Source organism: Sphingomonas sp. Sphisp66, assembly GCF_047324325.1.
Taxonomy (GTDB): Bacteria; Pseudomonadota; Alphaproteobacteria; order Sphingomonadales; family Sphingomonadaceae; genus Sphingomonas.
Map to the genome: position 1 here is coordinate 4,767,841 of NZ_CP168508.1, position 25,890 is coordinate 4,793,730.

At 67.3% G+C, this 25,890-nt stretch carries 28 protein-coding genes and 2 pseudogenes; 15 read left to right on the forward strand and 15 right to left on the reverse strand.

Features of this window, described 5'->3' with window-relative positions; all coding sequences use genetic code 11:
• Positions 1-14: 14 nt before the first annotated feature.
• The 3 genes and pseudogenes from ACEN8G_RS21965 to ACEN8G_RS21975 all read right to left on the reverse strand — a co-directional run bounded on the left by ACEN8G_RS21965 (position 15) and on the right by ACEN8G_RS21975 (position 3,651).
• Positions 15-1,535, reverse strand: a complete 1,521-nt coding sequence (locus tag ACEN8G_RS21965; protein ID WP_413740805.1) for a hypothetical protein — start codon at positions 1,533-1,535, stop codon at positions 15-17.
• 27 nt (positions 1,536-1,562) lie between these two features.
• Positions 1,563-1,805 (reverse strand): annotated as a pseudogene (locus ACEN8G_RS21970) (DUF4157 domain-containing protein); the annotation flags it as partial.
• Between the two features lie 175 nt (positions 1,806-1,980).
• Positions 1,981-3,651 carry a M20/M25/M40 family metallo-hydrolase gene (locus ACEN8G_RS21975; RefSeq protein WP_413414192.1) on the reverse strand — a complete coding sequence of 557 codons (1,671 nt, stop codon included), beginning with the start codon at positions 3,649-3,651 and terminating at the stop codon, positions 1,981-1,983.
• A gap of 122 nt (positions 3,652-3,773) precedes the next feature.
• Between ACEN8G_RS21975 and ACEN8G_RS21980 the strand changes: the two genes are divergently transcribed.
• The 3 genes from ACEN8G_RS21980 (at position 3,774) to ACEN8G_RS21990 (ending at position 8,128) form a co-directional block, all read left to right on the forward strand.
• Positions 3,774-6,641: an insulinase family protein gene (locus ACEN8G_RS21980; protein ID WP_413414193.1), complete on the forward strand. Its 2,868-nt coding sequence runs from the start codon at positions 3,774-3,776 to the stop codon at positions 6,639-6,641.
• Positions 6,642-6,655: 14 nt separating this feature from the next.
• Positions 6,656-6,955 carry a hypothetical protein gene (locus ACEN8G_RS21985; RefSeq protein ID WP_307116398.1) on the forward strand — a complete coding sequence of 100 codons (300 nt, stop codon included), beginning with the start codon at positions 6,656-6,658 and terminating at the stop codon, positions 6,953-6,955.
• Positions 6,956-7,192: 237 nt separating this feature from the next.
• Positions 7,193-8,128 (forward strand): DUF808 domain-containing protein, encoded by a 936-nt coding sequence (locus ACEN8G_RS21990; RefSeq protein WP_413419430.1) that lies wholly within the window; start codon positions 7,193-7,195, stop codon positions 8,126-8,128.
• A 139-nt stretch (positions 8,129-8,267) separates the two neighbouring features.
• On the opposite strand, the gene ACEN8G_RS21995 is transcribed toward ACEN8G_RS21990, so the two are convergent.
• From ACEN8G_RS21995 to gpmA, 4 genes are all read right to left on the reverse strand, one after another.
• A complete protein-coding gene (locus tag ACEN8G_RS21995; RefSeq protein WP_413419379.1) occupies positions 8,268-9,344 on the reverse strand; it encodes a 5-(carboxyamino)imidazole ribonucleotide synthase in 1,077 nt (358 codons plus the stop codon).
• A complete protein-coding gene (purE, locus tag ACEN8G_RS22000; protein ID WP_413419381.1) occupies positions 9,341-9,832 on the reverse strand; it encodes a 5-(carboxyamino)imidazole ribonucleotide mutase in 492 nt (163 codons plus the stop codon). Before purE ends, ACEN8G_RS21995 begins: the two co-directional genes overlap by 4 nt.
• A 189-nt stretch (positions 9,833-10,021) precedes the next feature.
• Positions 10,022-10,690: a hypothetical protein gene (locus tag ACEN8G_RS22005; protein ID WP_413419236.1), complete on the reverse strand. Its 669-nt coding sequence runs from the start codon at positions 10,688-10,690 to the stop codon at positions 10,022-10,024.
• A 1-nt stretch (position 10,691) separates the two neighbouring features.
• Positions 10,692-11,378, reverse strand: coding sequence for a 2,3-diphosphoglycerate-dependent phosphoglycerate mutase (gpmA, locus tag ACEN8G_RS22010; RefSeq protein ID WP_307116393.1), 687 nt, complete (start codon positions 11,376-11,378; stop codon positions 10,692-10,694).
• A 68-nt stretch (positions 11,379-11,446) separates the two neighbouring features.
• Between gpmA and ACEN8G_RS22015 the strand changes: the two genes are divergently transcribed.
• The gene (locus ACEN8G_RS22015; protein ID WP_413419234.1) at positions 11,447-12,172 is read left to right on the forward strand and encodes a dienelactone hydrolase family protein; all 726 of its coding nucleotides are present in this window, start codon (positions 11,447-11,449) and stop codon (positions 12,170-12,172) included.
• Between the two features lie 175 nt (positions 12,173-12,347).
• Positions 12,348-13,349 (forward strand): sigma factor-like helix-turn-helix DNA-binding protein, encoded by a 1,002-nt coding sequence (locus tag ACEN8G_RS22020; protein ID WP_413419232.1) that lies wholly within the window; start codon positions 12,348-12,350, stop codon positions 13,347-13,349.
• A 158-nt stretch (positions 13,350-13,507) separates the two neighbouring features.
• On the opposite strand, the gene ACEN8G_RS22025 is transcribed toward ACEN8G_RS22020, so the two are convergent.
• Genes ACEN8G_RS22025 through ACEN8G_RS22040 form a run of 4 tightly spaced genes read right to left on the reverse strand, consistent with a single transcriptional unit; the run spans position 13,508 to position 16,709 of the window.
• The gene (locus ACEN8G_RS22025) at positions 13,508-13,966 is read right to left on the reverse strand and encodes a GNAT family N-acetyltransferase (protein WP_413418413.1); all 459 of its coding nucleotides are present in this window, start codon (positions 13,964-13,966) and stop codon (positions 13,508-13,510) included.
• Positions 13,963-14,964 (reverse strand): hypothetical protein, encoded by a 1,002-nt coding sequence (locus ACEN8G_RS22030; protein ID WP_413418411.1) that lies wholly within the window; start codon positions 14,962-14,964, stop codon positions 13,963-13,965. The genes ACEN8G_RS22025 and ACEN8G_RS22030 overlap by 4 nt, the downstream gene beginning before the upstream one ends.
• A gap of 30 nt (positions 14,965-14,994) precedes the next feature.
• Entirely contained in the window at positions 14,995-16,113 is a 1,119-nt protein-coding gene (locus ACEN8G_RS22035) for a M14-type cytosolic carboxypeptidase (protein WP_413418409.1), read from the reverse strand.
• Positions 16,110-16,709 (reverse strand): DUF4136 domain-containing protein, encoded by a 600-nt coding sequence (locus ACEN8G_RS22040; protein WP_413418407.1) that lies wholly within the window; start codon positions 16,707-16,709, stop codon positions 16,110-16,112. The genes ACEN8G_RS22035 and ACEN8G_RS22040 overlap by 4 nt, the downstream gene beginning before the upstream one ends.
• 170 nt (positions 16,710-16,879) lie before the next feature.
• On the opposite strand from ACEN8G_RS22040, the gene ykgO reads away from it, so the two are divergent.
• Complete coding sequence (gene ykgO, locus ACEN8G_RS22045; protein ID WP_086130464.1) at positions 16,880-17,005, forward strand: type B 50S ribosomal protein L36; 126 nt, start codon at positions 16,880-16,882, stop codon at positions 17,003-17,005.
• 8 nt (positions 17,006-17,013) lie between these two features.
• Positions 17,014-17,625 carry an HAD family hydrolase gene (locus ACEN8G_RS22050; RefSeq protein ID WP_413418404.1) on the forward strand — a complete coding sequence of 204 codons (612 nt, stop codon included), beginning with the start codon at positions 17,014-17,016 and terminating at the stop codon, positions 17,623-17,625.
• 135 nt (positions 17,626-17,760) lie between these two features.
• Here ACEN8G_RS22050 and pyk read toward each other — a convergent pair whose 3' ends face one another.
• Positions 17,761-19,239 carry a pyruvate kinase gene (gene pyk / locus ACEN8G_RS22055; RefSeq protein WP_413418402.1) on the reverse strand — a complete coding sequence of 493 codons (1,479 nt, stop codon included), beginning with the start codon at positions 19,237-19,239 and terminating at the stop codon, positions 17,761-17,763.
• 76 nt (positions 19,240-19,315) lie between these two features.
• Between pyk and ACEN8G_RS22060 the strand changes: the two genes are divergently transcribed.
• Positions 19,316-19,690 carry a DUF1244 domain-containing protein gene (locus tag ACEN8G_RS22060; protein ID WP_413418400.1) on the forward strand — a complete coding sequence of 125 codons (375 nt, stop codon included), beginning with the start codon at positions 19,316-19,318 and terminating at the stop codon, positions 19,688-19,690.
• On the opposite strand, the gene ACEN8G_RS22065 is transcribed toward ACEN8G_RS22060, so the two are convergent.
• Positions 19,653-20,492: an SGNH/GDSL hydrolase family protein gene (locus ACEN8G_RS22065; protein WP_413418398.1), complete on the reverse strand. Its 840-nt coding sequence runs from the start codon at positions 20,490-20,492 to the stop codon at positions 19,653-19,655. The genes ACEN8G_RS22060 and ACEN8G_RS22065 overlap by 38 nt on opposite strands.
• 139 nt (positions 20,493-20,631) lie before the next feature.
• Between ACEN8G_RS22065 and ACEN8G_RS22070 the strand changes: the two genes are divergently transcribed.
• The 4 genes and pseudogenes from ACEN8G_RS22070 (at position 20,632) to ruvC (ending at position 22,802) form a co-directional block, all read left to right on the forward strand.
• The gene (locus tag ACEN8G_RS22070; protein ID WP_183999475.1) at positions 20,632-20,868 is read left to right on the forward strand and encodes a DUF2312 domain-containing protein; all 237 of its coding nucleotides are present in this window, start codon (positions 20,632-20,634) and stop codon (positions 20,866-20,868) included.
• Between the two features lie 178 nt (positions 20,869-21,046).
• Entirely contained in the window at positions 21,047-21,790 is a 744-nt protein-coding gene (locus ACEN8G_RS22075) for a YebC/PmpR family DNA-binding transcriptional regulator (protein WP_413418396.1), read from the forward strand.
• Between the two features lie 90 nt (positions 21,791-21,880).
• Positions 21,881-22,108: pseudogene (locus ACEN8G_RS22080) on the forward strand (endonuclease domain-containing protein); the annotation flags it as partial.
• A gap of 205 nt (positions 22,109-22,313) precedes the next feature.
• Complete coding sequence (gene ruvC / locus ACEN8G_RS22085; protein WP_413419444.1) at positions 22,314-22,802, forward strand: crossover junction endodeoxyribonuclease RuvC; 489 nt, start codon at positions 22,314-22,316, stop codon at positions 22,800-22,802.
• A 131-nt stretch (positions 22,803-22,933) separates the two neighbouring features.
• On the opposite strand, the gene ACEN8G_RS22090 is transcribed toward ruvC, so the two are convergent.
• Entirely contained in the window at positions 22,934-23,380 is a 447-nt protein-coding gene (locus ACEN8G_RS22090) for a hypothetical protein (RefSeq protein ID WP_413415210.1), read from the reverse strand.
• 226 nt (positions 23,381-23,606) lie between these two features.
• Here ACEN8G_RS22090 and ruvA point away from each other — a divergent pair, with 226 nt between their 5' ends.
• From ruvA to ACEN8G_RS22105, 3 genes are all read left to right on the forward strand, one after another.
• Positions 23,607-24,203: a Holliday junction branch migration protein RuvA gene (gene ruvA / locus ACEN8G_RS22095; protein ID WP_413415209.1), complete on the forward strand. Its 597-nt coding sequence runs from the start codon at positions 23,607-23,609 to the stop codon at positions 24,201-24,203.
• Positions 24,200-24,598 (forward strand): GFA family protein, encoded by a 399-nt coding sequence (locus ACEN8G_RS22100; RefSeq protein WP_413415208.1) that lies wholly within the window; start codon positions 24,200-24,202, stop codon positions 24,596-24,598. Before ruvA ends, ACEN8G_RS22100 begins: the two co-directional genes overlap by 4 nt.
• 75 nt (positions 24,599-24,673) lie before the next feature.
• Positions 24,674-24,973: a hypothetical protein gene (locus tag ACEN8G_RS22105; protein ID WP_413415206.1), complete on the forward strand. Its 300-nt coding sequence runs from the start codon at positions 24,674-24,676 to the stop codon at positions 24,971-24,973.
• 10 nt (positions 24,974-24,983) lie between these two features.
• Here ACEN8G_RS22105 and ACEN8G_RS22110 read toward each other — a convergent pair whose 3' ends face one another.
• On the reverse strand, positions 24,984-25,880 hold the full coding sequence (locus tag ACEN8G_RS22110) for a 2-hydroxyacid dehydrogenase (RefSeq protein ID WP_413415204.1): 897 nt from the start codon (positions 25,878-25,880) through the stop codon (positions 24,984-24,986).
• Positions 25,881-25,890 lie beyond the last annotated feature (10 nt).

Below are 25,890 nucleotides of genomic sequence, written 5' to 3' on the forward strand. Positions count from 1 at the left end.
CGTGGAATCGACCGTCACAGCTCCGGAACATAATGACCGCGCTGCTCCTCGGGATCGAAGAACAGCGCGATGTACAAGCGCTTGGTGTCCTTGCCTTGCTCGCCGACATCCACCGTGTGGAGATGCTTGAGGGTGAAGATGTTGAAGGTCACGAGCCGGAGCGAATAATCATATCCGCGCCCCTGGAGATTTTCGATGAAGGGGGCGAGGTCCTGCGCGTCCATGTCCTCCTCGAACTCCACGTCGGCTGCAGTGGCTGCAGCTCGCAGCGTGTTGTGATGGATGCCATAGCTGCGCAGCGTGTCCCAGAAGCACTGGCCGACATCGCGCACGCCTTCGGTATTGGGCGAGAAGCGATGCTTGCGCCATTTCGCCACATCGGGTCGGGGCTTTCTCGGGGAGCGCTTGCTGGAGGAGGATTGTGCCCGCCCCTTCTTGCGCGGCCTGCGCTCCTTGCCCTTCGAGGAACTGCTGCTTTCGTCACTTTCCTCGCTCTCCTCGCTCTCCTCGTGAATCTGGGGCTTTGACGGCGTTTTCTGGCGCTTGGCTTCGCGTTTCGACTCCTTGCGCGGCAGGGGTTTGCGTTTCGCCTTCTTCTTGGGCTTCTCGTCCTCGCTGCTCTCGACCTCGACGCTTTCACCGCCCTCATCCTCGCTATGGGGATCGAGCTCGTCATTGTAATAGGGCTCGTGGTCGCTTTCGTTGGTGAAGGAAGAGACCTTGATGCCGTGCTTCTTCAGCTTCTTGATGTTCTTGGTCATCAGGGAGGGTTTTCCATATGTATTCTTGAAGTACACATGGAAGGTGGAGAATTTATGCGTGTCCTGAAGGTCGATTATCTTGTCGAGGCAATTGTCTTCCTTGCGGCTCTTCGTTGTGGTTTCGTGTGAGCAGAAGAAGTTGTTCAGGGTGATGTTGAGGCGTTCGCGCTTGGGCTTGACCGCGTTGGTTTCGATGTAGCTCTCGATCTGTTCGATCAGCCCGTCTTCGGCGTGCAGTTGCTCCCCCGTATCGTTGCGATCGTGGAAATCGGCCTGCTTTCGGCCGTGCGACAGAATCGAGCGGCCGAGCGTCACCGATGAAAAGTTGAAGGTGTCGGTCGCCTTGCCCTGGTCGACATCTGCCTTGCGGTTGACGCGATTGGGCATCTTGGGCCCATGCGGCGAGCTTGAAGCGACCGTGGTGAGCGCGAAGGTCGGTACGGCGCCCTTTTTCTTGAGTGTAGCGACGATGCGGTCGTACACCTGCGAGCCGAATATTTTCCAATCGGCGTCGTCATATCCCTGGACCATCGCCAGCACCTGTTTGTGCCATTTCCGCTCGAAGATCGCGAGCAGTGCATTTTCGAGCTGCTCGCGGTTGTCGAATCTGCCGGAGGCGTAGGAGATCTCCCGCTGCACCGGCGCGGCGCGCGGTGCCGGCACCGCGCGCGGAGCCATCACGGCCGAAGGTGCCGAAAGCGCGCGCGCGCCCATCCTGTCCGCCTCGCCTTCCAGCCCGCGATCGTCGTTGATCGCGGTGTCGCCGAGCTGCATCGTCGGCGCTACCCGGCCCTGCTTCTGCTGGACGACGTGCCAGGCCTCGTGCGCCAGATGCCGTTCCTGGCCGGGCGCGAGGTGGATCTCGCTGCCCTGGGTATAGGCATGCGCCTGGATCGCCGCGGGCCGGCTCGATCCGCGGTGCACGCGGACATCGTCCATCGACAGGCCGGAGAGCCCCTCGATGCCGCTCTTCAGCCCGTCGGGCAGGCCGGTGCGATTGGGTTGCGCCAAACCGACTGAACTGGGCAGACCGTGATAGGGCATCGGCGCCGCCGCGCGCTGTACGGGCGCGCGTGCAGCCGGCGCCGCGGTGGCTCGCGGGTCCGCCTTCGGCTTGCGGTTCGCGCGGTCGTACACGGCGGCTCCTCGCAGGACTTCGCTACGAGATTGCCGGCTTTGGCCGCCGCGCGAAAGCGCAAATGCCCCCGGTCCGGGGGTGTCAGTTCTTCGCGGGCACCGGGATGGTGATCACGGCCCTGGACGCCGCCGCCGCGGGTGCGCCGGCCGGGCGCGGCGCCTTGGGGGCGTCCTTGGCATAGCGCTCGCCAAAGCTGTTGCCTTCGTACCAGCGCGGCTCCTGGTCGGCATCGGCGATCTCGCGGGCGATCAGATAGTTGATCTTCGCGAACTTGGCGCCGGCCTTCCAGTCGAAGGGCTGGCGGATGTCGTCGGTCACCTTGTGGTAGTTGGTCTTGAGGAAGTCGCGAAACGCCTTCTCGCCGCCATTCTTGAAGCCGGTGACGAGGAACACCGAGGGCACGCCCGCCTTGACGAAGCTGTAGTGATCGGAGCGCAGGAACAGCTGCTCCTCGGGCATCGGATCGGGCGACAGGGTGACGCCCATCTTCGCCGCAGCGCGCTCGACGATCGGCCCGAGCGTCGAATGCTCGGCACCGAAGGCGACCACGTCCTGAAAGTCGTAGAGCAGGATCGGCATGTCGAGATTGACGTCGGCCACCACCTTGCCGCTGCCGGTCACCGGATAGCGGGCGAGATATTCGGAGCCGATCAGCCCGTCCTCCTCGGCGGTCAGCGCGACGAACAGGATCGAGCGGCGCGGGCGCTTGCCGGTCTGGGTGAAGGCGCGCGCGGCTTCGAGCATGCTCGCCACGCCCGCGGCATTGTCCATCGCGCCGTTGAAGATCTTGTCCTCGCCCTCGATGTCGGGCTGGGTGCCTTCATGGTCGAGGTGCGCGGAGAGCACGACATATTCATTGGCGAGCCTGGGGTCCGATCCCGGCAGCACGCCGATCACGTTGTTGCTCTTCTTGATCGTGACGATGCTGGTCCGCTGCAGCGTCAGCCGCTGCTTGAGCGCGAAGCTGCCGGTCTTGGCCTCCGGGGTGGCGAGCGCGGCATAGAGCTGCGCGGCGCTCATCGGGGCACCCTTGAACATCGCGTCGGCGGCGGCGCCCTTCACATAGGCGCCGATCTTCAGCCCCGGATTCTCGCCCTTGGGAAAGCCCTTGGCATCGAGCCAGTTGCTCTGCGGCTGCTGGAAGTAGCTGACCGCTTGCGCCCAGGGGAAGGCGCCCTTCAGATTGTCGGGCGTCACCAGGTAGATCGTGCCGAGCGCGCCGTGCTTGCCGGCGACCGCGGCCCGGTCGAGCGTGCCGGGCGGGGTGCCCGGCGGGTTGCCGAGCAGCGTGACGACGAACTTGCCGGTCACGTCGAGCCCGGCATAATCCTCCTCGCGGCCATGGCCGACGAACACCGCGTCTGCGGTAAGTGTCTGGGTCTCGTCGCCATAGAGCGGGCTTGGCCCGAACAGCACGTCCTCGCCGCTCGCGAACGCCTTGGTGCCCACGGTGATCGAGGCCGGCTTGTCGGCGTCGAGCACATAGTCGGCGATGTCCACCGGCTGGTACCAGCCCTGCGTCCCGCCGGGCTTGAATCCCATCGCATCGAAGCGGCTGGAGACATAGCGCGCCGCGATATCGAATCCCTCGGTGCCATTGTCCCTTCCGCCCAGCAGGTCGTCGGCGAGGAACTCGACATGTGCGCGCACTTCGTCGGGGCTGAACACCGGCTCCGCCGTCGCCGTCTGGGCCAGCGCCGGAGCCGGGGCCAGGCCGAGCGAGAGCATGATGAGAAACGGTGTCAGGCGCATGGATTCTCCCCGAAATGGCGCAGTTTCCGGCAGGCTAGAGCAATTGGTATCGCGCGCAACTGACTTGCGGGGCTGATACACCGCGTTATGCTCCCGCCATCCAGTCCGTTCGGGGGAATCAGATGAAGTCGTTCAAGATGTTCTGCAGCGCGTCGATCTGCGCGCTCGCGGCCGGCGCCGCGATGCCGGCGATCGCCCAGCAGGCGCCCGCCACTGCACCCGCCTCGGCCCAGGCCAAGCCGGTTCCGGTCTCGGAGCTCGTGAAGAAGGTCGACATCCCCTATGAGGCCTTCACGCTCAAGAACGGCCTGCGCGTGCTGGTCCATACCGACCGCAAGGCGCCGATCGTCGCGGTGTCGACCTGGTACGATGTCGGCTCCAAGCACGAGCCGACCGGCAAGACCGGCTTCGCCCACCTGTTCGAGCATCTGATGTTCAACGGCTCGGAAAACGCCCCCGGCGATTTCTTCGAGCCGCTCAAGCAGGTCGGCGCCACCGATTTCAACGGCACCACCAGCTTCGACCGCACCAATTATTTCGAGACCGTGCCCCGCCCGGCGCTCGACCGCGCCCTGTTCCTCGAGAGCGACCGCATGGGCTATCTGCTCGGCGCGATCACCCAGGACGTGCTCGACGAACAGCGCGGTGTCGTCCAGAACGAGAAGCGCCAGGGCGACAACCAGCCCTATGGTCTGGTCTATTACTCGATCCTCGAGAATCTGCTCGGCAGCACGCCCTATGGCCATAACGTGATCGGCTCGATGGCCGATCTCGATGCCGCCAGCCTCGACGACGTGAAGAACTGGTTCCGCTCGCACTACGGCCCGAACAACGCGATCCTCGTCCTCGCCGGCGACATCGACGCCAAGGAAGCGAAGCCACTCGTCGAGAAATATTTCGGCGCGATCCCGGCCGGCCCGAAGAGCGTGCTGCCCAAGGTGACCGTGCCGACGCTACCTGCGCCCAAGACGGTGACGATCAAGGACAGCGTCGCCGCCACGCTGATCATGCGCAGCTGGGCGGTGCCCGGGCTGAACGACAAGGATGCGACCCCGCTCAACGTCTTCGCCTCGGTGCTCGGCGGGCTCGCCAGCTCGCGGCTCGACAATGCGCTGGTCCGCCAGGACAAGACCGCGGTACAGGTCTCGGCCAATATCCAGTCGATGGCGCAGCTCGGCATCTTCTCGATCCAGGCGGTGGTGAAGCCCGGCAGCGATCCGGCAGCCGTCTCCAAGCGCCTCGACGAGGTGCTGGCCGACCTGCTCAAGAACGGCCCGACAGCGGATGAAGTGACTCGCGTCGCCACCACCAAGGTCTCGGGCCGCATCGGCGGGCTGGAATCGGTCGGCGGTTTCGGCGGCAAGGCCGTGGCGCTGGCCTCCGGCGAGCTCTATTCGGCCGATCCGCTCTTCTTCAAGAAGGAGCTGGAAGCGACCGCGAAGGTCACCCCGGCCGAAGTGAAGGCGGCGGCGAACAAGTGGCTGAACCGTCCGGCGCTCACCGTGATGGTCGTCCCCGGCCAGCGCGAGGCCTATCAGGAAGCGACCGCGGTCGCCGCCAAGCCGGCAGCGGAAGGCCCCAAGGCCGAGCCGTTCAAGGGCACCCGCGGCGCGCTGCCGGCGGTGGCGCCGATCGGCGACCTCGTCTTCCCGAAGGTGGAGCGCACCAAGCTCTCCAACGGCATCGAGCTGGTCTATGCCAATCGCACCGCGGTGCCGGTCACCCAGGTCGAGATGAGCTTCGACGCCGGGATCGCCGCCGATCCGTCGGACAAGCTCGGCACCCAGCGCCTGACGCTCAACATGATGGACGAAGGCACCACCAGCCTCGATTCGGTGGCGCTGGCCGAGGCGCGCGAGCGGCTTGGCGCCGGCATCAGCTCGGGCAGCTCGGCCGACCGGACCTATCTCAGCGTCGATGCGCCGAGCCCGAACCTGGCCGGTGCGCTCGACCTGTTCGCCGATGTCGTCGAGCACCCGTCCTTCGCCCCGGCCGAGCTGGAGCGCGTGCGCGGCCAGACGCTCACCGGGATCGCGCAGGAGCTGACCAGCCCGCAGGGCCTGTCGGGCCGCATGACGCCGCGTGTGCTCTATCCGGCGAACAGCCCCTATGCGAAGCTCGGCGCGGGCTCGGGCGATCCTGCTGTGGTCAAGACGATCAGCCGCGACGACCTGGTCGCCTGGCACAAGGCGTGGATCCGTCCGGACAAGGCCAAGATCTTCGTCGTCAGCGATCGTCCGCTTGCCGAGATCAAGGCGGCGCTCGAGTCGCGCTTCGGCAGCTGGAAGGCTGACGGCGCCGGCGGCACCAAGAGCTTCACCGCGGCCACCCAGGCGATGACGCCGAAGATCATCCTGATCGACCGGCCGAACTCGCCCCAGTCGCAGATCATCGCGGCACAGCTGACCCCGGTCGATCCCTTCTCCGACACGCTCGCAGTGGCGACGGCCAACCAGGCGCTCGGCTCGGGCTTCCTGTCGCGCATCAACATGGACCTGCGCGAAGCCAAGCACTGGTCCTATGGTGCCGGCGGCGGCTTCAACTTCATGGAGCACGCCGTGCCCTACACGATCAGCGCCCCGGTCCAGGCCGACAAGACGGGTGACTCGATCAAGGCGATCCAGCAGCAGGTGAAGGACTTCCTCACCACCAGGGGCGTGACCAACGAAGAGCTGACCCGCGAAGTCAACGGCTCGACTCGCGAGCTGCCCGGCCGCTTCGAAACCTCGGACGCGGTGCTCAACGCGATGCAGCAGAACGACATCCGGCGCCGTCCGGACGACTATTTCAGCACCATCGCGCAAAAATATCGCGGGCTCACCATTCCGCAGCTTGACGCTGCGGCACGCGCGGCTCTCGACCCGAACAAGTTCGTTTTCGTGGTCGTGGGCGATGCTTCCAAGGTCCGGCCGCAGCTTGACAGCATCGGCCTCCCCGTCGAGGTGGTCCCGGCAGCGTCGCTGGCAAGCACCAAGCCGGCGGCCAACTAATCAGGAGAGCTCTCATGGCGAATGTGGATGGCAGCTGGAACACGGTCGTGAAGTCGCCGCTCGGTGACCAGGCGGCGGTGTTCACCGTGACCAGCAACGGCGATACCTTCACCGGCACCTTCGCCGGCGCGATGGGCAATGCCGAAGCCAAGGACGGCAAGGTGAATGGCGACACGCTGACCTGGTCGATGGACGTCTCGGTCCCCATGCCGATGACGCTGACCGGCGAGGCGACCGTCGATGGCGACACGATCACCGGCACCGTCACCGCGGGTGCGTTCGGCGCCTTCCCGCTGACCGGCACGCGCGCCTGAGCGCATAGCTTTCGAGCAAATAAAGCGCCCGTCCCGCATCGCGCGGGGCGGGCGTTTTGTTTTGGGGGGCTACTAAGCCCCTCCCCTTCAGGGGAGGGGTTTGGGGTGGGGAAGGTGTCTCACCGAGACTACCGTCTGCGGACAGGCCCCACCCCAACCCCTCCCCTGAAGGGGAGGGGCTTTCATAGGGGAGCCACTCCGCTATGTGCTGAACCACAATTCACAAAAGGGGATCACATGGCAGGCGGCCTGGTTGCATTGCTGGATGACGTTGCCGCACTCGCCAAGCTGGCGGCGGCTTCGCTCGATGACGTGGCGGGTGCCGCGGGCCGGGCGGGGACCAAGGCGGCGGGCGTGGTGATCGACGATGCCGCGGTCACCCCGCGCTATGTCGTCGGCCTGACGCCGGACCGCGAGCTGCCGATCATCTGGAAGATCACGCTCGGCTCGTTGCGCAACAAGCTGCTCTTCATCCTGCCGGTCGCACTGCTGCTCAGCGCTTTCGCGCCTTGGGCGGTCACGCCGCTGCTGATGCTGGGCGGTTCCTACCTCTGCTTCGAGGCGGCCGAGAAAATCCTCGAGGCACTGGCCGGCCATCATGCCGAGGAGGAAGTCGCCGAGATCGACACCCCGGCCGAGCTGGAGAAGCGCCAGGTCGCCGGCGCGGTGCGCACCGATTTCATCCTCTCGGCCGAGATCATGGCGATCGCGCTGGCCGAGCTGCCCGATGCCTCGCTCGGCATGCGTGCCGCGGCGCTGGCCGCGGTGGCGGTGGCGATCACCATAGGCGTCTACGGCGTGGTCGCGCTGATCGTGAAGATGGACGATATCGGCCTGCACCTGAGCAAGCGCCCCTCGGCCAGTGCCAAGCGGACCGGCGAGTTCCTCGTCAAGGCGATGCCGGTGCTGCTCCAGGCGCTGTCGCATATCGGCGTGGCGGCGATGGTCTGGGTCGGCGGCGGCATCCTGCTGCACGGGCTGGAGGTGTTCCATTTGGGTGCGATCCCGCACTTCGTCCATCATCTCGCCGAAGTGGCGGGCCATGCCGTGCCCTTCGCCCAGGGCTTCGTGGAGTGGCTGGTCGGCGCGATCGGCGCGGGCATCTGCGGGCTGATCGTGGGTTCGGTCATCGCCGGGGCGCTGCACCTGGTGCCGAGGAAGAAGGCGCACTGAGCTCCGACTCCCCTCCCTGGAAGGGAGGGGCTGGGGGTGGGCGGATGTACACGAGACGGATGGTATGGGTGCCTTGGGCGTCAGTATCGCCAGGACGCGACCCACCCCTCGATCCCCTCCCATCCAGGGAGGGGAAGAATCAGCCCCGCTTCACCCGCGTGACATGCCCCATCTTGCGCCCGGGCCGGGCATCGCCCTTGCCATAGAGGTGCAGGTGCGTGCCCGGCTCGGCAAGCAGCTCGGCCCAGCGGTCCGCCTGGTCGCCGATCAGGTTCTCCATCTCCACCCGCGTGCCGGTCAGCGTCGTCGAGCCGAGCGGCAGCCCGCAGATCGCGCGGATATGGTTCTCGAACTGCGAGCATTCGGCGCCTTCGATGGTCCAGTGCCCGGAGTTGTGCACGCGCGGCGCCATCTCGTTGAATACCGGGCCTTCGTCGGTCGCGAAGAATTCCAGGGTCAGCACGCCGACATGGCCCAGCGCCTCGGCCACCCGGCCGGCGAGCGCGGCGGCTTCGGTCCAGTGGCGGGCGATCTCGGCGGGGGCGGGAACGGTCGACTTGTCGAGGATGCCGTCCTTGTGCTCGTTCCAGGGCGGCGGATAGCTTGCAAGGCTGCCATCGACGCCGCGCACCGTGATGATCGAGAATTCGTGGCTGAACGTCACGAAGCCTTCGAGGATCGCGGGACGCTCCCCGATCTCCTCCCAGGCCGAAGCTGCCTCGACCACGTCGCGGATGCGCACCTGGCCCTTGCCGTCATAGCCGAGCCGCAGCGTCTTCAGGATCGACGGTGCGCCGATCTTGGCGATGGCCTCGTCGAGCTGCTCGCGCGTCTCGACCAGCGCCCAGGGCGCGGTGCGGCCTCCCAAGGCTGCTACGAACGCCTTTTCGCGCGCCCGGTCCTGCGCGATCGACAGGCTCTGCGCGCCGGGGCGCACCGGCACCTTGTTCGCGAGATGCTCGACCGGCCCGATCGCGATATTCTCGAACTCATACGTGACCACGTCGCACTGGGCGGCGAGCTCGTCGAGGACGATGCGGCTGTGATAGTCGGCGCGGGTGTAGCTCGACGCGGTCTGCGCGGCGACGCTCTCCTCGTCGGGCGCCAGCACATGGGTGCGATAGCCGAGCTGCGCCGCGGCGACGGCGAGCATGCGGCCAAGCTGCCCTCCGCCGAGGATGCCGATCGTCGATCCGGGGGGCAGGATGTCGCTCATTCGGGGTCGGTCGCCACGCTCTCGGTCTGTGCCGCGCGCCAGGCCTGGAGACGCTCGCTCAGCGCTTCGTCCGACGTCGCCAGGATCGCGGCGGCGAGCAGTCCGGCATTGATCGCGCCCGCCTTGCCGATCGCCAGCGTGCCGACGGGGATGCCCCCGGGCATCTGGGCGATGGAGAGCAGGCTGTCCATGCCCTTCAGGGCCTTGGATTCGACCGGCACGCCGAGCACCGGCAGATGGGTCATCGAAGCGGCCATGCCGGGCAGATGCGCCGCGCCGCCGGCCCCGGCGATGATCACCTTGAGCCCGCGCTCCGCGGCGCCGGTCGCATAGTCGTAGAGCCGCTGCGGGGTGCGGTGCGCCGAGACGACCTTGGTCTCGTGCGCCACGCCGAGCTTTTCGAGGATCTTGGCGGCGTGGTGCATCGTCTCCCAGTCGGAAGTACTGCCCATGATGATGCCGACCAGAGGTGCCACGTCTTGCCCCATGCTGTTGGAAGCGGGCTGACTAGAGGGAAGGGCGGGAGAGGGCAACACCCTTCACTCCCCTCCCTGAAAGGGAGGGGCTGGGGGTGGGTGGATGTACGCGAGATGGCGCCGGTTGGTTCGTCGCAGCAGTATCGCCCGGACGCGACCCACCCCTCGATCCCCTCCCTTCCAGGGAGGGGAAGCGGAAGGTCACCGCCCGCCCTCTGCCTCCTGGCAGCCATGCACCTTCTCCCCTTCCGCCAGCGGGCAGGGCGCGAAATATTGGCGGTCCAGTGCGATGTCGTGGAGATACGGCTCGATCCCGCTCTCGCCGATCGCCCACTTGCCGTCGTTGTACAGCACCAGATCGCGCGCGACATGCTCGCGGGCCAGTGCTTCGGGCATGCCGGCGAAACTGCGGGTGATGCGCGGATCGCGGGCCCAGGCCGGCGCATCGACGATGCGGAAGCGATAGAGCAGCTGCGGGGTGGTATCGGTCGGGTCTCGGGGCTTCATCTTCAGCCCGGTGACCACGCGCCGGCCATAGCAGAGCTCGACCGGCTTCTTGTCCGCCCCGATGTCGCGCACCTTGAGCGAGGACCTGGCAAGCGTGGTCGGCTCGTAGCCCGCCGTCGCCGGGCGGATCAGCCCGAGCTCGACCAGCGCCGCCACACCCGGCGGCGCCGCCGCGCCCTTGTCGACAGGGATGTCGAGCGGCAGGAAGCCGTTCAGCAGCCCGGCGCATTGGCGATAGCCGTCCAGCTGCTTCTGGATGGCGGCACGGGCGGAGCCGTCGTCGATCGCGCGCTGCGCGTCGGCGAAGGGATCACGCCCGCACCCCATCAGTGCGAGCGCGGCGATCAGGGCCGCGCCGCGCATCTCACCGCTCGTTGAGATAGTAGCGGTCGAGCGCGTTGAGCTGGTCGTCCAGCTCATAGACGATCGGCTGGCCGGTCGGGATCTCGAGGCTGACGATCTCGTCGTCGGGAATGCCCGACAGATGCTTGACCAGCGCGCGCAGCGAATTGCCGTGCGCGGCGATCAGCACGCGCTTGCCGGCCTTGAGCTCGGGGGCGATCGTCTCTTCCCAATAGGGCAGCACGCGGGCGATCGTGTCCTTGAGCGATTCGGTCTGCGGGATCGCCACGCCGTGATAGCGGGTGTCCTTGGCGAGGTCCCAGGGCGAGCCTTCCTCGGGGAGCGGCGGCGGCACGTCGAAGCTGCGGCGCCAGATCTTCACCTGCTCGTCGCCGTGCAGCGCCGCGGTTTCGGCCTTGTTGAGCCCGGTCAGGCCGCCATAGTGGCGCTCGTTGAGCTTCCAGCTCTTCTCCTCGGGCAGCCACAGCCGGCCCATCGATTCGAGCGCCAGGTGCAGCGTCTTGATCGCGCGGCTCTGGAAGCTGGTGAAGCACAGGTCGAAGTCGAGCCCCTTGTCCTTCATCAGCGTGCCGGCGTCGCGCGCTTCCTGCACGCCCTGCTCGGTCAGGTCGACGTCCCACCAGCCGGTGAAGCGATTCTCGAGGTTCCAGGCCGACTGGCCATGGCGGATCAGGACGAGCTTGGGCATGCGAACTCCTTGCAACCGGTTGCGAGCGTCCTTAGCGGCAGGAGCGAGCGGGACAAGGGAGACAGGCGATGGCGATCGTTCGACAGACTCTGGTGTACCAGGGCCCCGGCGGCCCGTTCGAGGGCGTGATCGCCTATGAGGACGAAGTGACCACCGCCCGCCCGGGCGTGCTCGTCCTCCCCAACATCCTCGGCCAGAAGGAGGCGGACAACGTCCATGCCGAGAACCTGGCCAAGCTCGGCTATGTTGCGCTGGCGGCGGACATCTATGGCCAGGGAAAGCGGGTAACGCACACATCGCCCAACCGCAGCGAATATATGGACGCGCTCAACGCCGATCGCGGGCTGCTGCGCGACCGGCTGTCGGCGGCGCTCGACGCGCTGGCCGGCTTCGGTCCGGTCGATTCGGGCAAGCTCGCCGCGATCGGCTTCTGCTTCGGCGGCAAATGCGTGCTCGACATGGCGCGCAGCGGCCTGCCGATCCTCGGCGGCGTATCGTTCCACGGCGTCTATGACCGGCCCGACTATGCCAATGCCGATCCGATTCGGGCGAAGTTGCTGGTCTGCCATGGCTGGGAAGACCCGGTCGCCCCGCCCGAAAAGACCGTGGCGCTGGCGCAGGAGCTGACCGAGTCGGGCGCCGACTGGCAGATCCATGCCTATGGCCATGCCGGCCACGCCTTCACCGATCAGGACCGCAAGACCTCCACTATTCCCGGCGTGGTCTACGAGCCCAGGGCCGATCGCCGCAGCTGGCAGGCGATGACCAATTTCCTCGAAGAGGTCTTCGCCTGAGAGGAGTCCGCGAGTCGCGCGGGATGGTTAACGAATCGTATCCCGCCCGGCCCCGGATTCATCCGTAAGGTGCGACTACCATAAGGGTTCCCGCCGAATATTCGTCGCCTGAGTCGCCGTTCATAAACCCCTCACGACAGCAGCCGAGCGGCTGCAGAAGCAGGGGATTGCAGACATGTCGAAGACCACGATCGCGCTCGAAGCCGCCGTTGCCATCGTCCTCGAGAACACGCCGAAGGATGTGCCGCAGACCAACCGCCAGCGCGTCACCGTCGATCGTGCCTTCGCCCAGATCCTCAAGCTGATCGCCCCGCGCATCCGCCACTTCGTCCGCCAGTACGGCCTGACCGCCCATTGGGAAGATGCCGAGCAGGTCTGCGCCATCGCCGTCCACCGCGCGATCGAAGGCTATGACCCCACCAAGGCGCAGTTCACCACCTTCGTGAACTGGCAGATCCGCGGCGAACTGCAGAGCCTGCGCTTCCGCCTGATGACCGATCAGCGCCCGTCGGCGAAGAAGGTCGAGGCGACCACCGTCTCGCTCAGCGCCCTCGCCACCTCGCCCGACGGCGACGAGATCAGCCCCGAGGCAATGATCGAGGACGAATATGCCCTGGCCCGCACCGAGGCCGCGGCTTCCGACTATCTCGCCGAGGGGGCCGTCTCCGAGCTCATCGACGCCTATGTCGACCAGCTCCGCAAGGTCGGTGTCGAGGCGCTCCGCCGCCGTCCCCGCGCCAAGAAGGCCGATGCCCCGGTCCGCCGCGAAGGCCCGTTCAAGACGGTCGACCCGGTCGCCCTCGAGCAGCTCGAGGCCAAGCTGATCCGCGATCGCCAGATCGTCGAGCGCCGCCTGTTCGACAGCGCCACGCTCGACGAAGTCTCGAACGACACCGGCGTGACCAAGGAGCGTATCCGCCAGATCACCAAGCAGGCGACCAAGCTGCTCACCGAGATCGCCGCCGAGACGCCGCGCTTCGAGATGATGGCCGACGACGCCCGCCGCGCCATGCCGCCGGCCCGCCCGCGCCGCAGCATCGCTGCCGCCAAGCAGGTCTCGCTGCTTCCCGATCCCAGCGCGCTCCACAACCGCCTGTCGCACATCGAGGCGATCGAGGCCGAGCGCATGGCCTATGTCACCCCCGCCCTGCCGGTCGCCCAGCTGGTGATGCACTGATCCCCTTCCCGCAGGGGAAGGGCCGACACGCGAAATCCTACATTGCAGGCATCCCTGATCCCCGGCGAAAGCCGGGGCCCAGGGTTTCTCTGCCGGATCGCTTGTGACCCTGGGCCCCGGCTTTCGCCGGGGAACTGAGGGCCCGATAGCATTATCCCCTAGACCACCCGCGACAGGAACCGGCTGAACGGATCCTCGCGATAGTCGCCGAACGGCCCGCATTCGGTGAAGCCGAACTGGCGGTAGAGCGCATGGGCGGCGTCGAAGGCTTCGCCCGATCCGGTCTCCAGGCTCACTCGTTTGTAGCCCCGCGAACGGGCGGCGGTCAGGATGTGCCCGACCAGCCTGGCGCCGGTACCGCGGCGCAGATGCTCGGAGGCCGTGCGCATCGACTTGATCTCGCCATGCTCCGGATCGAGCTGGCGCAGCGCCCCGCAGCCGAGCAGATCCTCGCCGTCCCACACGCTCCAGAAGGTCACGTCGGGTCCGGCCAGGCCGGACAGGTCGAGGAAATGGCAGCTGTCCTTGGGCGAATTGGCCAGCATCCCGGCGAAATGCTGCTCGAGCAGCGCCCGGACCCGGGCATCGTCGAGCCCGCCTTCGCGAATTTTGGTCATGAATAGAAGCTCAACGAGGTTTGCTGCCTGCCTTCGACCTTGCGGCCGAAGATATCGACCGGCGGCAGATAGGGCTGGCTTTCGAAATATTGGCATGCGGCGATATCGGTCGCATCGCTGCCCGACGATCCGGTGACCCGGCAGATCGGCTGCCTGCCCTCCGCCGGGAAGCGCAGGTCGACCCGGACCGTGCCGCTCAGGCCCGGTCGCCGATTCCGCGTGGCCACGACGAAGCCCAGCGGCGTGCCGCGCGCGCGCTTCGGAAGCTCGACGCCGGCCTTCCTGCCTTTCCAGCGGACCAGCAACGTCATCCTGCCGGTCCGCTCCGCGCCGACGGGCCTGAAGCCGGCCGAGGCGAGCGCACGGCAGGTGGCGTCCTCCAGCACAGTGTCCTGGCGGACGCCCAGCACGTTGCAGACCAGCTGGTGGCTGCCGTCCGGGCGGAAATTATAGGCGAACAGGCTCACCGCGACATCGCCCTTGCCCGCCGACGCGGGCGCGAAGCCCGCCCAGTCCGGCTCGCGCGTCAGCGACATGCTCTGCCGGTTCTCGAGCAGCTCCAGGCTGGTCCCGTCCTGCCACCCCAAAGCGGGCGGCGCCGGGGGCAGCTGCCTTGGCTCGAAGCGCAGGCGCAGCGCGATCCGGTCGGCCACCGGCCTGCCGCTGCGGTCGAGCGCGTAGCGGAACCGCGCGCTGCGCTTGAGTACCGGGCAGATCACGCCGGCAAAGGGCGTGGGGGAGGGATCGGGCACGCAATCGACCATCGCGCCCGATGCATCGACACGCACCGCCGCGCGCGCCTCGCCCCGTTCCCCGGCGGCGAGCGCGGCGGCGGGATAGTCCGCCGCGGACGCCCAGCTGACGATCTCCTGGGGCAGCGCGCCGCGCAGCAGGGCGGGATCGCCCTCCGCCGGTTCGAGGTAGAAGAAGATCATCGGCTGATCGCGGGCCGGCGCCGCCTGCCCAAGGGCGAGCGCCAGCATCATTGCAACGGACATCGATTCCCCTCCCCGAAATCGCGGCTTGCCTCAGACCTGGTCGATAAATCCTGCCAAAGTCTCAAGACAGCTATGCGCCAGCGTCTTGCAGCGGGCGGGCGACCAGGCGAACTCCGGATCGGCGTTGGCCTCGTGATCCTTGAACGGCATCTCCAGCGTCATCGACACCGCGCCGAAGCGCTCGGCGAGCTGGTTGGTCGACATGGAGAGATTGGCCTGGCCCGGGGCCGATTTCTCATAACCCAGGTCCAGCTGGAAGTCGGGCGTCGCGTTGGCGAGGCGGCGCGCATATTCGTAGAATTTCTCGCCCTGTTCGTCGGTCCAGGAGGGGATGCCCTCGAAGCCGGCGAGGAAGTTGGCCGGGATCGCCTCGTCGCCATGGACGTCGATCGCGAAGTCGCAGCCGGTCTCGTCCATCGCCGCCTTGACGAGGAACACCTCGGGGCTCTTCTCCATCGTCGGCGCATGCCATTCGCGGTTGAGGTTGATGCCCGCGGCGTTGGTGCGCAGATGGCCGCGGCGCGAGCCGTCCGGATTCATGTTCGGCACGATGTGGAACACGGCCTTCTCGCGCAGGGCGAGGGCGGTCTGGTTGGTCGGATCCGTCAGATACTCGAGCGCGCCTTCGGCCCACCACTCGGCCATGCTCTCGCCCGGATGCTGGCGCGCATAGATCCACACGGTCTTGGGGCCGGTGCCGAGTGTCAGCAGGTCCAGCGGCTGGCCGTCGAGCGTCTTGCCCAGCTCGCGGTGCGACACGCCGGGCTGCAGCGCGATGCGGCTGACCAGGTCGTGGTGCCTCTCCATCGAATAGGGCGCGAAATAGGCGAACCACACCAGGTCGGTGTCGATCGTCTTGGTGAAGGTCAGCACGCCGTCGGCATAGGACGAATCGGCGGTGCGCCACGCCTCGCGGTCGGTCGACCAGCGCGCCTTGTAGCCCGGCCAGCCGAATGCATAGGCAGCCCCGCCCGCATTCAGCAGGCGGAAGGTGAGCGTCCGCCCCTTCGCGCCCGCCACGCGGAAATGGAACCACTGGTAGAAGTCGGACAGGTGATCGGTGACGATCTCGAGGTCGACGCGGTCGCCCTCGATGCCGACGAGGCGGATGTTGCCGGAGTCGAAGCCGGAATTGATCTGGATGGTCATTTCACCGTGATAGTGATGCCGGACTCGCCGGGGAAGTCCTTGAACAGCGCCTTGGCCATGCGCGCGGCGGCGACGGACGGCTGATCCGGATCGGTGCCGCTCACGCTGCCGCTCTGGGCGCGGCCTTCCCACACGGTGGTGTTGTCGCTGCGGCGGCGCAGCTGCACCCACAGCTCGGTCTGGTAGAGCTCGCGCACCTTGCCGCCGATGCCGAAGCCGACATCGCCGCCGACGCCCACGCCGCCGCGGCGCCCGCCGCTGAAGCTGCCGCCGCCGACGCCGATGGTGACGGGCGGCGGCTCCTTGAAGGCGCCCTTGGAGGTGCGGCGGAAAGCGACCGCGGCGATATAGCCCGAAGGCGTGCTGCTCACGGACTGGACATAGCCGAGTCGCTCCAGCTCGGCGCGGACCGCATCCGAATAGGCCGCATATTCGGGCCCGAACGAATCGGTGTTGGCCATCGGCTCGACCGCCACCGTGGTGCGCTCCATCGGCGCACCCAGATGATAGCGGGTGACGTCGATCGGCTGGGGGCGATAGGTGGGAGCGCAGGCCCCCAGCGCGACGAGCAGAGCGATGCTGAGCGGCTTCTTCACGCGACGAACTCCTGTTTCGCGAACGGAACGTCTCCCGTTTGCCCTCCAACACGGATCAGGTCGAGTCGGTTCCGCACGGCGACAGGGCGACTCCTGCCTTGACTTGGCGGGGATCGGTCACTAGGCGAGCCCCTCTTTCCGGCATTCCATAATTGAGAAGCGAATCGGTCATGAAGATCGTGAATTCATTGAAGTCGCTCAAGGATCGGCATCGCGACAACCGCGTGATCCGTCGTCGCGGGCGCATCTACGTCATCAACAAGACCCAGAAGCGGTTCAAGGCCCGCCAGGGCTGATCCTGCGCGTGGAGGCCCCGTCGGCCGTCATCTTCGACGTCGGCAACGTCCTCTACGACTGGAATCCGCGGTTCTTGTACGAGCGCCTGATCGGTGACGATCGGGCGCTCGACGCGTTTCTAGGCAGCGTCGCCACCAAGGCGTGGCATTTCCAGCACGATGCTGGCCGTCCCTTTGCCGAGACCTCGGCGGAGCTGGCTGCCGCGCACCCCGAGTTCGCCGAGATGATCGCGCTCTGGGGTCCGCGGTTCGACGAGCAGATCCCGCATGCGCTGCCGGGCATGACGGCGCTGGTCACGCAGCTCGACGAATCGGGCGTGCCGCTGTTTGCGATCACCAATTTCTCGGGCGAGTTCTGGCCGCAATTCCGCAACCGCGAATCGGCCTTGTTCGATCGCTTCCAGGATATCGTCGTCTCGGGCGACGAGAAGCTGGTGAAGCCCGATCCCGCAATCTACGCGCTGGCGCTTGCCCGATTCGGCCTGGAGGGGCCGGACGCGGTGTTCGTCGACGATCGCGAGGACAATGTCGCTGCGGCCAATGATGCGGGGCTGCACGGGCTGCTGTTCACCGATGCGGCGAAGCTGCGCGCGGATCTGGAAGCGCTGGGCATCTTCTGAACTCCCCTCCCTGCAAGGGAGGGGCAGGGGGTGGGTAGGTTCCTGGCGATACGGGAACCCCAGCGCTCGACGGCGCCGTAACGCGTACATCCACCACCCCTGGCCCCTCCCTTGCAGGGAGGGGAATCAAGCGAATCAGATCGCGTCCGGGCCTTCCTTGCCCGGGTGGTTCTTCAGCTCGTCGCCGACCAGGGTCACCACGTGCAGCACGTTGGTCGAGCCCGGCGTCTTGAACGGCACGCCGGCGCACAGCACGACGCGGTCGCCCGCCGCGGCGATGTGATGGCGCAGCGCCATCCGCTTCGACTTGGCGACCATCTCCTCGAACGAATCGACGTCGCGGGTGTGCACCGCGTGCACGCCCCAGAGCAGGCCGAGCCGGCGGGCGGTGTCGATATGCGGGGTCAGCACCAGGATCGGCACCGGCGGGCGCTCGCGGGCGATGCGGCGCGCGGTCGAGCCCGAGGTGGTGAAGCAGGTGATGCCCGAGGCCGAGACGGTACGGGCGATGTTCTTCGCCGCTTCGGCCAGCGCGTCCGCCGTGGTGGGGTCGGGGCGCAGCACGGTGAAGTGGACGCGGTCGCCATGCGCCGGGTCGCGCTCCACCGCATCGGCGATCGAGTTCATCATCGCCACCGATTCGACCGGCCACTTGCCCGCGGCGCTCTCGGCCGAGAGCATGATCGCATCGGCGCCGTCATAGACTGCGGTCGCGACGTCGGAGACCTCGGCGCGCGTCGGCGACGGCGATTCGATCATCGATTCGAGCATCTGGGTGGCGACGATCACCGGGCGGCCCATGCGGCGGGCGGTCTCGACGATACGCTTCTGCATCGGCGGCACGGTCTGCGGCGGCAGCTCGACGCCCAGGTCGCCGCGGGCGACCATCACGCCGTCGCACTGCTCGACGATCTCGTCGAGGCGGGCGATGGCCGAGGGCTTCTCGATCTTGGCGAGCAGGGCTGCCTTGCCGCCGATCAGGCGGCGGGCCTCCATCAGGTCCTCGGGGCGCTGGACGAACGAGAGCGCGATCCAGTCCGCACCCTGCTCGACCGCGAAGGCGAGGTCGCTGCGGTCCTTCTCGGTGAGTGCTGCGAGCGGCAGCACCATGTCGGGCACGTTCAGGCCCTTGTTGTTCGAAAGCGTGCCGCCGACCTCGATGATCGTCGTCATCCGGTCGGGCGCAGCCGAGAGCACGCGCAGCACCAGCTTGCCGTCGTCGAGCAGCAGGCGGGCGCCCTCATGCGCCGCCTCGAAGATCTCGCGGTGCGGCAGCTCGACGCGAGTCGCGTCGCCCGGCGTCTTGTCGCGGTCAAGGACGAACTCATGGCCGGTGACCAGCTGGACCTTGCCGTCGGCGAACTTGCCGACGCGCAGCTTCGGGCCCTGAAGGTCGGCCAGGATCGTGGTCGGGCGGCCGTACTTCTTCTCCAGGCCGCGGATCGCTGCGAACAGCGGGACCTTCGATGCCTGGTCGCCATGGCTCATGTTGATGCGGAACGCGTCGGCGCCGGCCTCGAACAGCTTCGCGATCATCTCGGGCGTCGCGCTGGCCGGACCGAGCGTTGCGAGGATGCGGACCTTGCGCGTGCGGGGGCTGATTGCCTTTGTCATCGTTGTCATATCCTCGGCTTGTGCCCGGCTGGCTCTAGCCTCATATCGCGGAGGATCAACCGCTGAGGTGTGATAAATGGACGATCTCGACAAACTGGACGACGCTACGGCCGCCAAAGCGTTCCGCACGCTCGTCCGTCACCTCCGCCATCGCACCGATGCGCAGAACATCGATCTGATGGGCCTGGCGGGCTTTTGCCGCAACTGCCTGGCCGACTGGATCGTCGAGGCGGACCCCGGAATCGCCAAGGACGAGGCGCGCCGCATCATCTACGACATGCCCTTCTCCGAGTGGAAGGCGCAGCACCAGGGCGAGGCCACGCCCGAGCAGCTGGCACGGATGGAAGAGAGCCTGAAGAAGAACCAGCTGCTCGATGACGAGCTGGACGAGGCGCTCGACGAGAGCTTTCCGGCTAGTGACCCGCCTTCGATGACCGAACCGGGCCGCTGATCGCCGGTCTGGGCTTGGCCGGCGTCTTCGCCGGAGGCGCCGGCGGCAGCTTCCACTTCATCGCCCTGCCCACCGCTGCGCGCCACACGTCATAGCCCGCGCGGGTCATGTGCAGCCCGTCGCCGAGGAACAGCTCGGGGCGGGGCCTGCCGTCCGGGCCCGTCATCCCCGGCACGATGTCGACATAGCCGAGCAGCGGGTCGGTTGCGGTGTAATCGCGCACCAGCGTGTTGGTCGCGCGGATGCCGTCGATCAGCCGCCAGCGCGACAGGCTCGGCTTGATCGACACGAACAGGATGCGCGTCTGCGGCAGGCGCAGCCGGATCTTGGCGACCAGCGCCTGGAAGTCGGCGAAGACCTCGTCGGGCGTGTGCCCTGCCTCCAGGTCGTTGTCCCCGGCATAGAAGACCACCGTTTTCGGCGCATAGGGCGTGACGATCCGGTCGACATAGCGGACGCTGTCCGGGATGGTCGATCCGCCGAAGCCGCGGTTGATCACGTTGTGGCCCGGGAAATCCTTCGCCAGGTCGGTCCACATCCGGATGCTCGAGCTGCCGAGGAACAGCACCCCGCCCTTCACCGGCTTGGCCACCTTGTCGCGCGCCTCGAACGCGGCGATCTCGGCGGCGAAGGGCTGCTTCTCGATTGGGATCGGGCCGGGGCGGATCGTCGCGGGGGCGGGCACCCGCATCGCCGGCGGAAGCTGGACCGGCGGCGTCGGCCGGGTCTGGGCCGAAACGGCGGCGGGCATCAGGGCGAGCGTCAGGGCGGCGAGAAGCGGGATTCGGCGGAAAAGCGGCATGGCTCGGGGATAGCGGCACGTGCTCGCCGGGGCAATCGACTGGTGAGTCTGCGTGGCGTGGCGGCGTTGGGGGTTGAGCGGCGCCGCGCGCTCCGATAATCGCGCCCCTTTCCGAACAGATTCTTCCAGGAGCTTTCCTTTGTCCGATTCGATTTCCGCCGAGCAGCTGCGCCTTTTCATCGAGCGGATCGAGCGCCTCGAGGAAGAGAAGAAGGGCATCGCCGACGACATCAAGGATGTCTATGCCGAAGCCAAGTCGACCGGCTTCGACGTGAAGACGATGCGCAACATCGTCCGCCTGCGGAAGATGGAGAAGCACCACCGCGACGAGGCGGAGATGCTGCTCGAGACCTACAAGCAGGCGCTGGGCATCTGACGTTGACGTCATCCCGGCGAAAGCCGGGATCTCAGGCGGCAAGCGAACGGCCTGTGGCACGAGATCCCGGCTTTCGCCGGGATGACGTATCTGGCCGGGGTGACGATATTCGGGGCAAGCATTGCCCATCCCCCCGCGCCTGGCCTAAAGCCGCGCGACCAAATTCAAGAGAAGCGCAATGGCAGGCCATTCCAAATTCAAGAACATCATGCACCGCAAGGGCGCGCAGGATAAGAAGCGCTCGAGCATGTTCTCCAAGCTCAGCCGCGAAATCACCGTCGCCGCCAAGATGGGCTTGCCCGATCCCGACATGAACCCGCGCCTGCGCGCCGCGATCGCCGCGGCTAAGGCGCAGTCGATGCCCAAGGACAATATCCAGCGCTCGATCGACAAGGCGAGTAAGGGCGACGGCGAGAATTACGAAGAGATCCGCTACGAAGGCTTCGGCCCGGGCGGCGTCTCGCTGATCATCGAGGCGCTGACCGACAACCGCAACCGCACGGCGACCAATGTGCGCACCGCGGTCTCGAAGAATGGCGGCAATCTCGGCACGGCCGGTTCGGTGAGCCATGGCTTCGACCGGATGGGCCTGATCAACTATCCGGCCAAGGTCGGCGACGCCGAGAAGGTGTTCGAAGCCGCGCTCGAGGCCGGCGCCGAGGATGTGACCAGCTCCGAGGACGGCCATGAGATCTGGACCGCCCAGGGCGACCTCCATGAAGTCGCCAAGGCATTGGAGCCGGTGCTCGGCGAGGCCGAAGGCGCCAAGCTCGCCTGGCGCCCGCAGACCATGGTCGACGTCAATGAGGAAGACGCGACCAAGCTGTTCAAGCTGATCGATGCGCTCGACGACGATGACGACGTCCAGACCGTCTGGGGCAATTACGAAGTCTCGGACGCGGTGATGGAGAAGCTGGGTTAAGCTGCTACGCTAAAAGCCCCTCCCCTTCAGGGGAGGGGTTGGGGTGGGGCAGTGGTAACCGAGCGCGAACTTCTCGACAGAGCGTATGAGATGCGCCGTAACCCGACGGAACTCGAAGTACGGGTCTGGCGCCATCTCTCCAATTCCCAGCTCGGCCATAAATTTCGCCGACAGCATGTGATCTTTCCCTACATCTGCGACTTTTTCTGCCCGTCGAAAGGACTGGTCGTGGAAGTTGACGGCGATACCCAGGATGCGCCGTATGATGAGCGCCGTGACAGGTGGCTGGCCGCCAAGGGATTTCAGACGCTGCGTTTCACCAATCACGAAGTCTGGGACAATCTGGACGGGGTCATGGCTTCGATCGCGAGCGTCCTTGCTGAGCGATCCGATCGCTGGTCCGGCATGCCCCACCCCAACCCCTCCCCTGAAGGGAAGGGGCCAAGCGCGCCTCAATCCAAGCCTCTCCCCTCGGGGGAGGGGTTGGGGTGGGGCCTATCCTCAAGCCCGGAACCCGCGAACAATGATCATCCTCGGCCTCGATCCCGGCCTGGGCACCACCGGCTGGGGGTTGATCCGGGCCGAGGGCAATCGCCTGTCGCACCTCGCCAACGGCAAGCTGAAGACCGACACCCAGGCGCCGCTCCCGCGCCGCCTCGCCCATCTCGACGCCATGCTCGCCGCGCTGATCGCCGATCACGCGCCGCAGGCCGCCGCGGTCGAGGAGGTGTTCGTCAATTCCAACGCCCAGTCGACGCTCAAGCTCGGCCAGGCGCGCGGGGTGGTGCTGTGCGCGGCCGCGCGGACCGGCATCGATGTCGGCGAGTACAAGCCGAGCACGGTCAAGAAGTCGGTGGTCGGTGTCGGCAATGCCGACAAGGAGCAGGTCCATGCGATGGTCTCGCGGCTGCTGCCCGGCGTGAAGATCGACGGTCCCGACGCCGCCGACGCACTCGCCGTGGCGATCTGCCACGCCCATCACCTCGCCAGCGCGCGGCTGGGGCTGCGCTAGCAAGTTCCCCTCCCTGGAAGGGAGGGGCTAGGGGTGGGTAGAGGCTTGGCGATACTGTTGGGGCAAGCGCGCCGGTTCCGTATCGCGAGCAATCCACCCACCCCCGACCCCTCCCTTCCAGGGAGGGGAGTTCAGGCAGCCAACGCGAACGCAACTCCATCCTCGTCATCGTTCGAGGCTTCCCGCTCCACCGGCCGCGCCCGCCGCGCCCGTGTCGCCCGCCGCCCGAGCGGCACTCGCGCCGTCACCCACCCGCGTACCGCGCCCAGCCGCAGCGTCGATGCCGCCGCCACGCTCACAGCAAGCGCCTCGACCAGCGCGCCCGCTTCCATCATCGAGAGCCAGCCGGCGATCTCGGGCAGCGCCATGGTGAACAGCCGCAGCCCGTCCTCCTCGAGGAACCAAAAGCACAACAGCCCGATCAGGCCTAGCAGCGCCCAGACGATCACCGCCCCGCGCCGGATCCGCGCCAGACGCGCCGCCGGCCATTCGACCAGCACCCGCCGCATCCACTGACCCACCGGCGTGCCTTGCGCCAGCAGCAGCATGCCCCAGAGCCCGAGCAATACGACGGTCATCGAATATCCCCCAATTCCCTCAGCCGCGAATTGGTGCGCCCAAGGGCGTTCCGCCAGAGCCCGCGGTGGGATTTCGCTTTCCTACGTCCGACTGTTCCGCTTATGTACCGGTCGTGAGCCGGCATATCCCTCGACCCTCGATCTTGCCTCGCCCGCGCATGCGTGGGGATTCAAGAGATTCAACATTTTTGCCCAACCGGGCGGTCGAACGGCGGAGGCGAACGGCATGATCGCGCATCTGAAGGGCCGTATCGAAGCGACCGGGATCGACAGCGTGGTGATCGACGTCAACGGCGTCGGCTATCTCGCTGGCGCCTCGGCCCGCACCCTTGCGGCGCTCGGCGCGGTCGGCGAGTTCGCCACCCTGCACACCGAGATGCTGGTCAGCGAGGATTCGATCCGGCTGATGGGCTTCGCCACGGCGGCGGAGCGGGACTGGTTCCGCCATCTCACCAGCGTGCAGGGCGTCGGCGCCAAGGTGGCGCTGGCGATCCTCTCGATCCTCTCGCCGGAGGAAGTGCAGACCGCCGTCGCCCGTGCCGATGCGGCGATGATCGCCCGGGCCAACGGCGTCGGGCCCAAGCTCGCCCAGCGCATCGTCAACGAGCTGAAGGACAAGGCCGGCGGCGTGGCGCTGGGCAGCGGTGCCCCCGGCGCGGCCCCGGCGAGCGGCGCGGCGCAGGATGCGGTGTCGGCGATGCTCAATCTCGGCTTCAAGCCGGCCGAGGCCAGCGCCGCGGTCAATGCCGCCGCCGACGAACTGGGCACGGGCGCGACGCTCGACGCGCTGGTGCGCCTCGCGCTGCGCAAGGCGGCGAAGTGACGACCCGCACCGCCTCCTGCCGCTGCGGCCAGCTCCGGGCCGAATGCGCGGGCGAGCCGGTGCGAATCTCGGTCTGCCACTGCCTCAACTGCAAGCAGCGCAGCGGTTCGGCCTTTGCGGTGCAGGCGCGCTTTCCCGCGGACCAGGTGACGATCTCCGGCCGGTCGACCGAATGGGTTGCGGCGTCGGAGAGTGGCGGTGCGCCGGCCAGCTTCCACTTCTGCCCGGTCTGTGGCGGCAATGTCTGGTATGTCGGCGGCGGCATACCGGACACGATTGCGGTTCCTGTCGGCCTTTTCGCCGATCCCGGTTTTCCGGCACCCACCGTCTCGGTGTTCGAGGAGCGGCAGTGCGACTGGCTGAGCATCACCGGCACGGTCGAGCATTATGACTGAGCGCCTGTCGCCTCGGTTGCCAGGCCGGTTGGCCGGCGAGCGTGGTGACGCTGCCGGCGGCGCAAAGGCGGCGACGTGAATCTGGAAGATTATCTCACCGAGCGGTGGAGCTCGTACCAGCTCTCCTGGATGGGCCTGGTGCTGCCGCTGTTCTTCTTTGCGATCGCATTTTGCGGCTTCTTTCTCCTGCCGTCGTCGCTGCTCATTCTGGTGTTCTTTCCCCTGATCGGCGCAGTCGCCGGCTCGGCATGGCTTTCGCTGCTATCGGCCTGCCCGAATTGCGGGAGGCCCAACGGCACGCGGAGCGACGCACTCCCCACTCGCCGCTGCAAGCAATGCGGCGAGGATCTCAGCAGGCCACTCGGCGATGGCTGAGGCCCGCGCGTCAGATCAGCGGCGTCACCAGCGGCCGGCCCGCGAAATGCGCGTCGAGATTGGCGAGGACGAGGTCGCGCATCCCGGCGCGGCCTTCCTCGGTGGCGCTGCCCTGGTGGGGGGCGAGCACCACCTGCGGCATCACCTTCAGCGCCGCGGGCACGTTCGGCTCCTCGGCGAACACGTCGAGCCCGGCACCGGCGATGCGGCCCTCGACAAGCGCCGTGACCAGCGCCGCCTCATCGACCAGGCTGCCCCGCGCGATGTTGACCAGCACGCCGCCGGGACCCAGCCGGTCGAGCACCGCGGCATCGACGATCTTCTCGGTCTCTGCCCCGCCGGGCGCCGCCAGGATCAGCACGTCGCTCGCCTCGGCCAGCGCGGCAATGTCGGGGACGAAGCGCCAGGGCACCGGCTTCTCGGTGCGGGCGCTGTAGAGCAGCTTGCCGGCAAAGGGCGCGGCGCGCAGCGCGATGGCATGGCCGATCCGGCCCAGCCCGAAGATGCCGATATGGCGCCCACTCGCCCGGCGCCCGAGCGGCGCGCTCCAGCCGCCGCCACGCACCAGCGCATCGTTCGCCACCACCCGGCGCTGCACCGCCAGCATCAGCGCGATGGCAAGGTCGGCGACATCCTCGGTCAGCACGTCCGGGGTCAGCGTCAGCCGCACGCCGCGGGCTCGCAGCGCGTCGAGATCGATGTCGTCATGGCCGATCCCGTGGATCGCGACGATCTCCAGCGCCGGCAGCCGCTCGAGCATCGCGGCGTCGAGCCTGGCCGTGCCGCCGCCCACCACCGCGCGGATGCCGGGCACCGGCTCGCCTTCGTGCAGGGTGAAGCGCTCGGCCAGCGCGGCGCGGAGCGGAGCGGGTACGTTCGAGATGAGCAGCAGGTCGGGGCGGGGCATGCCCGGGACC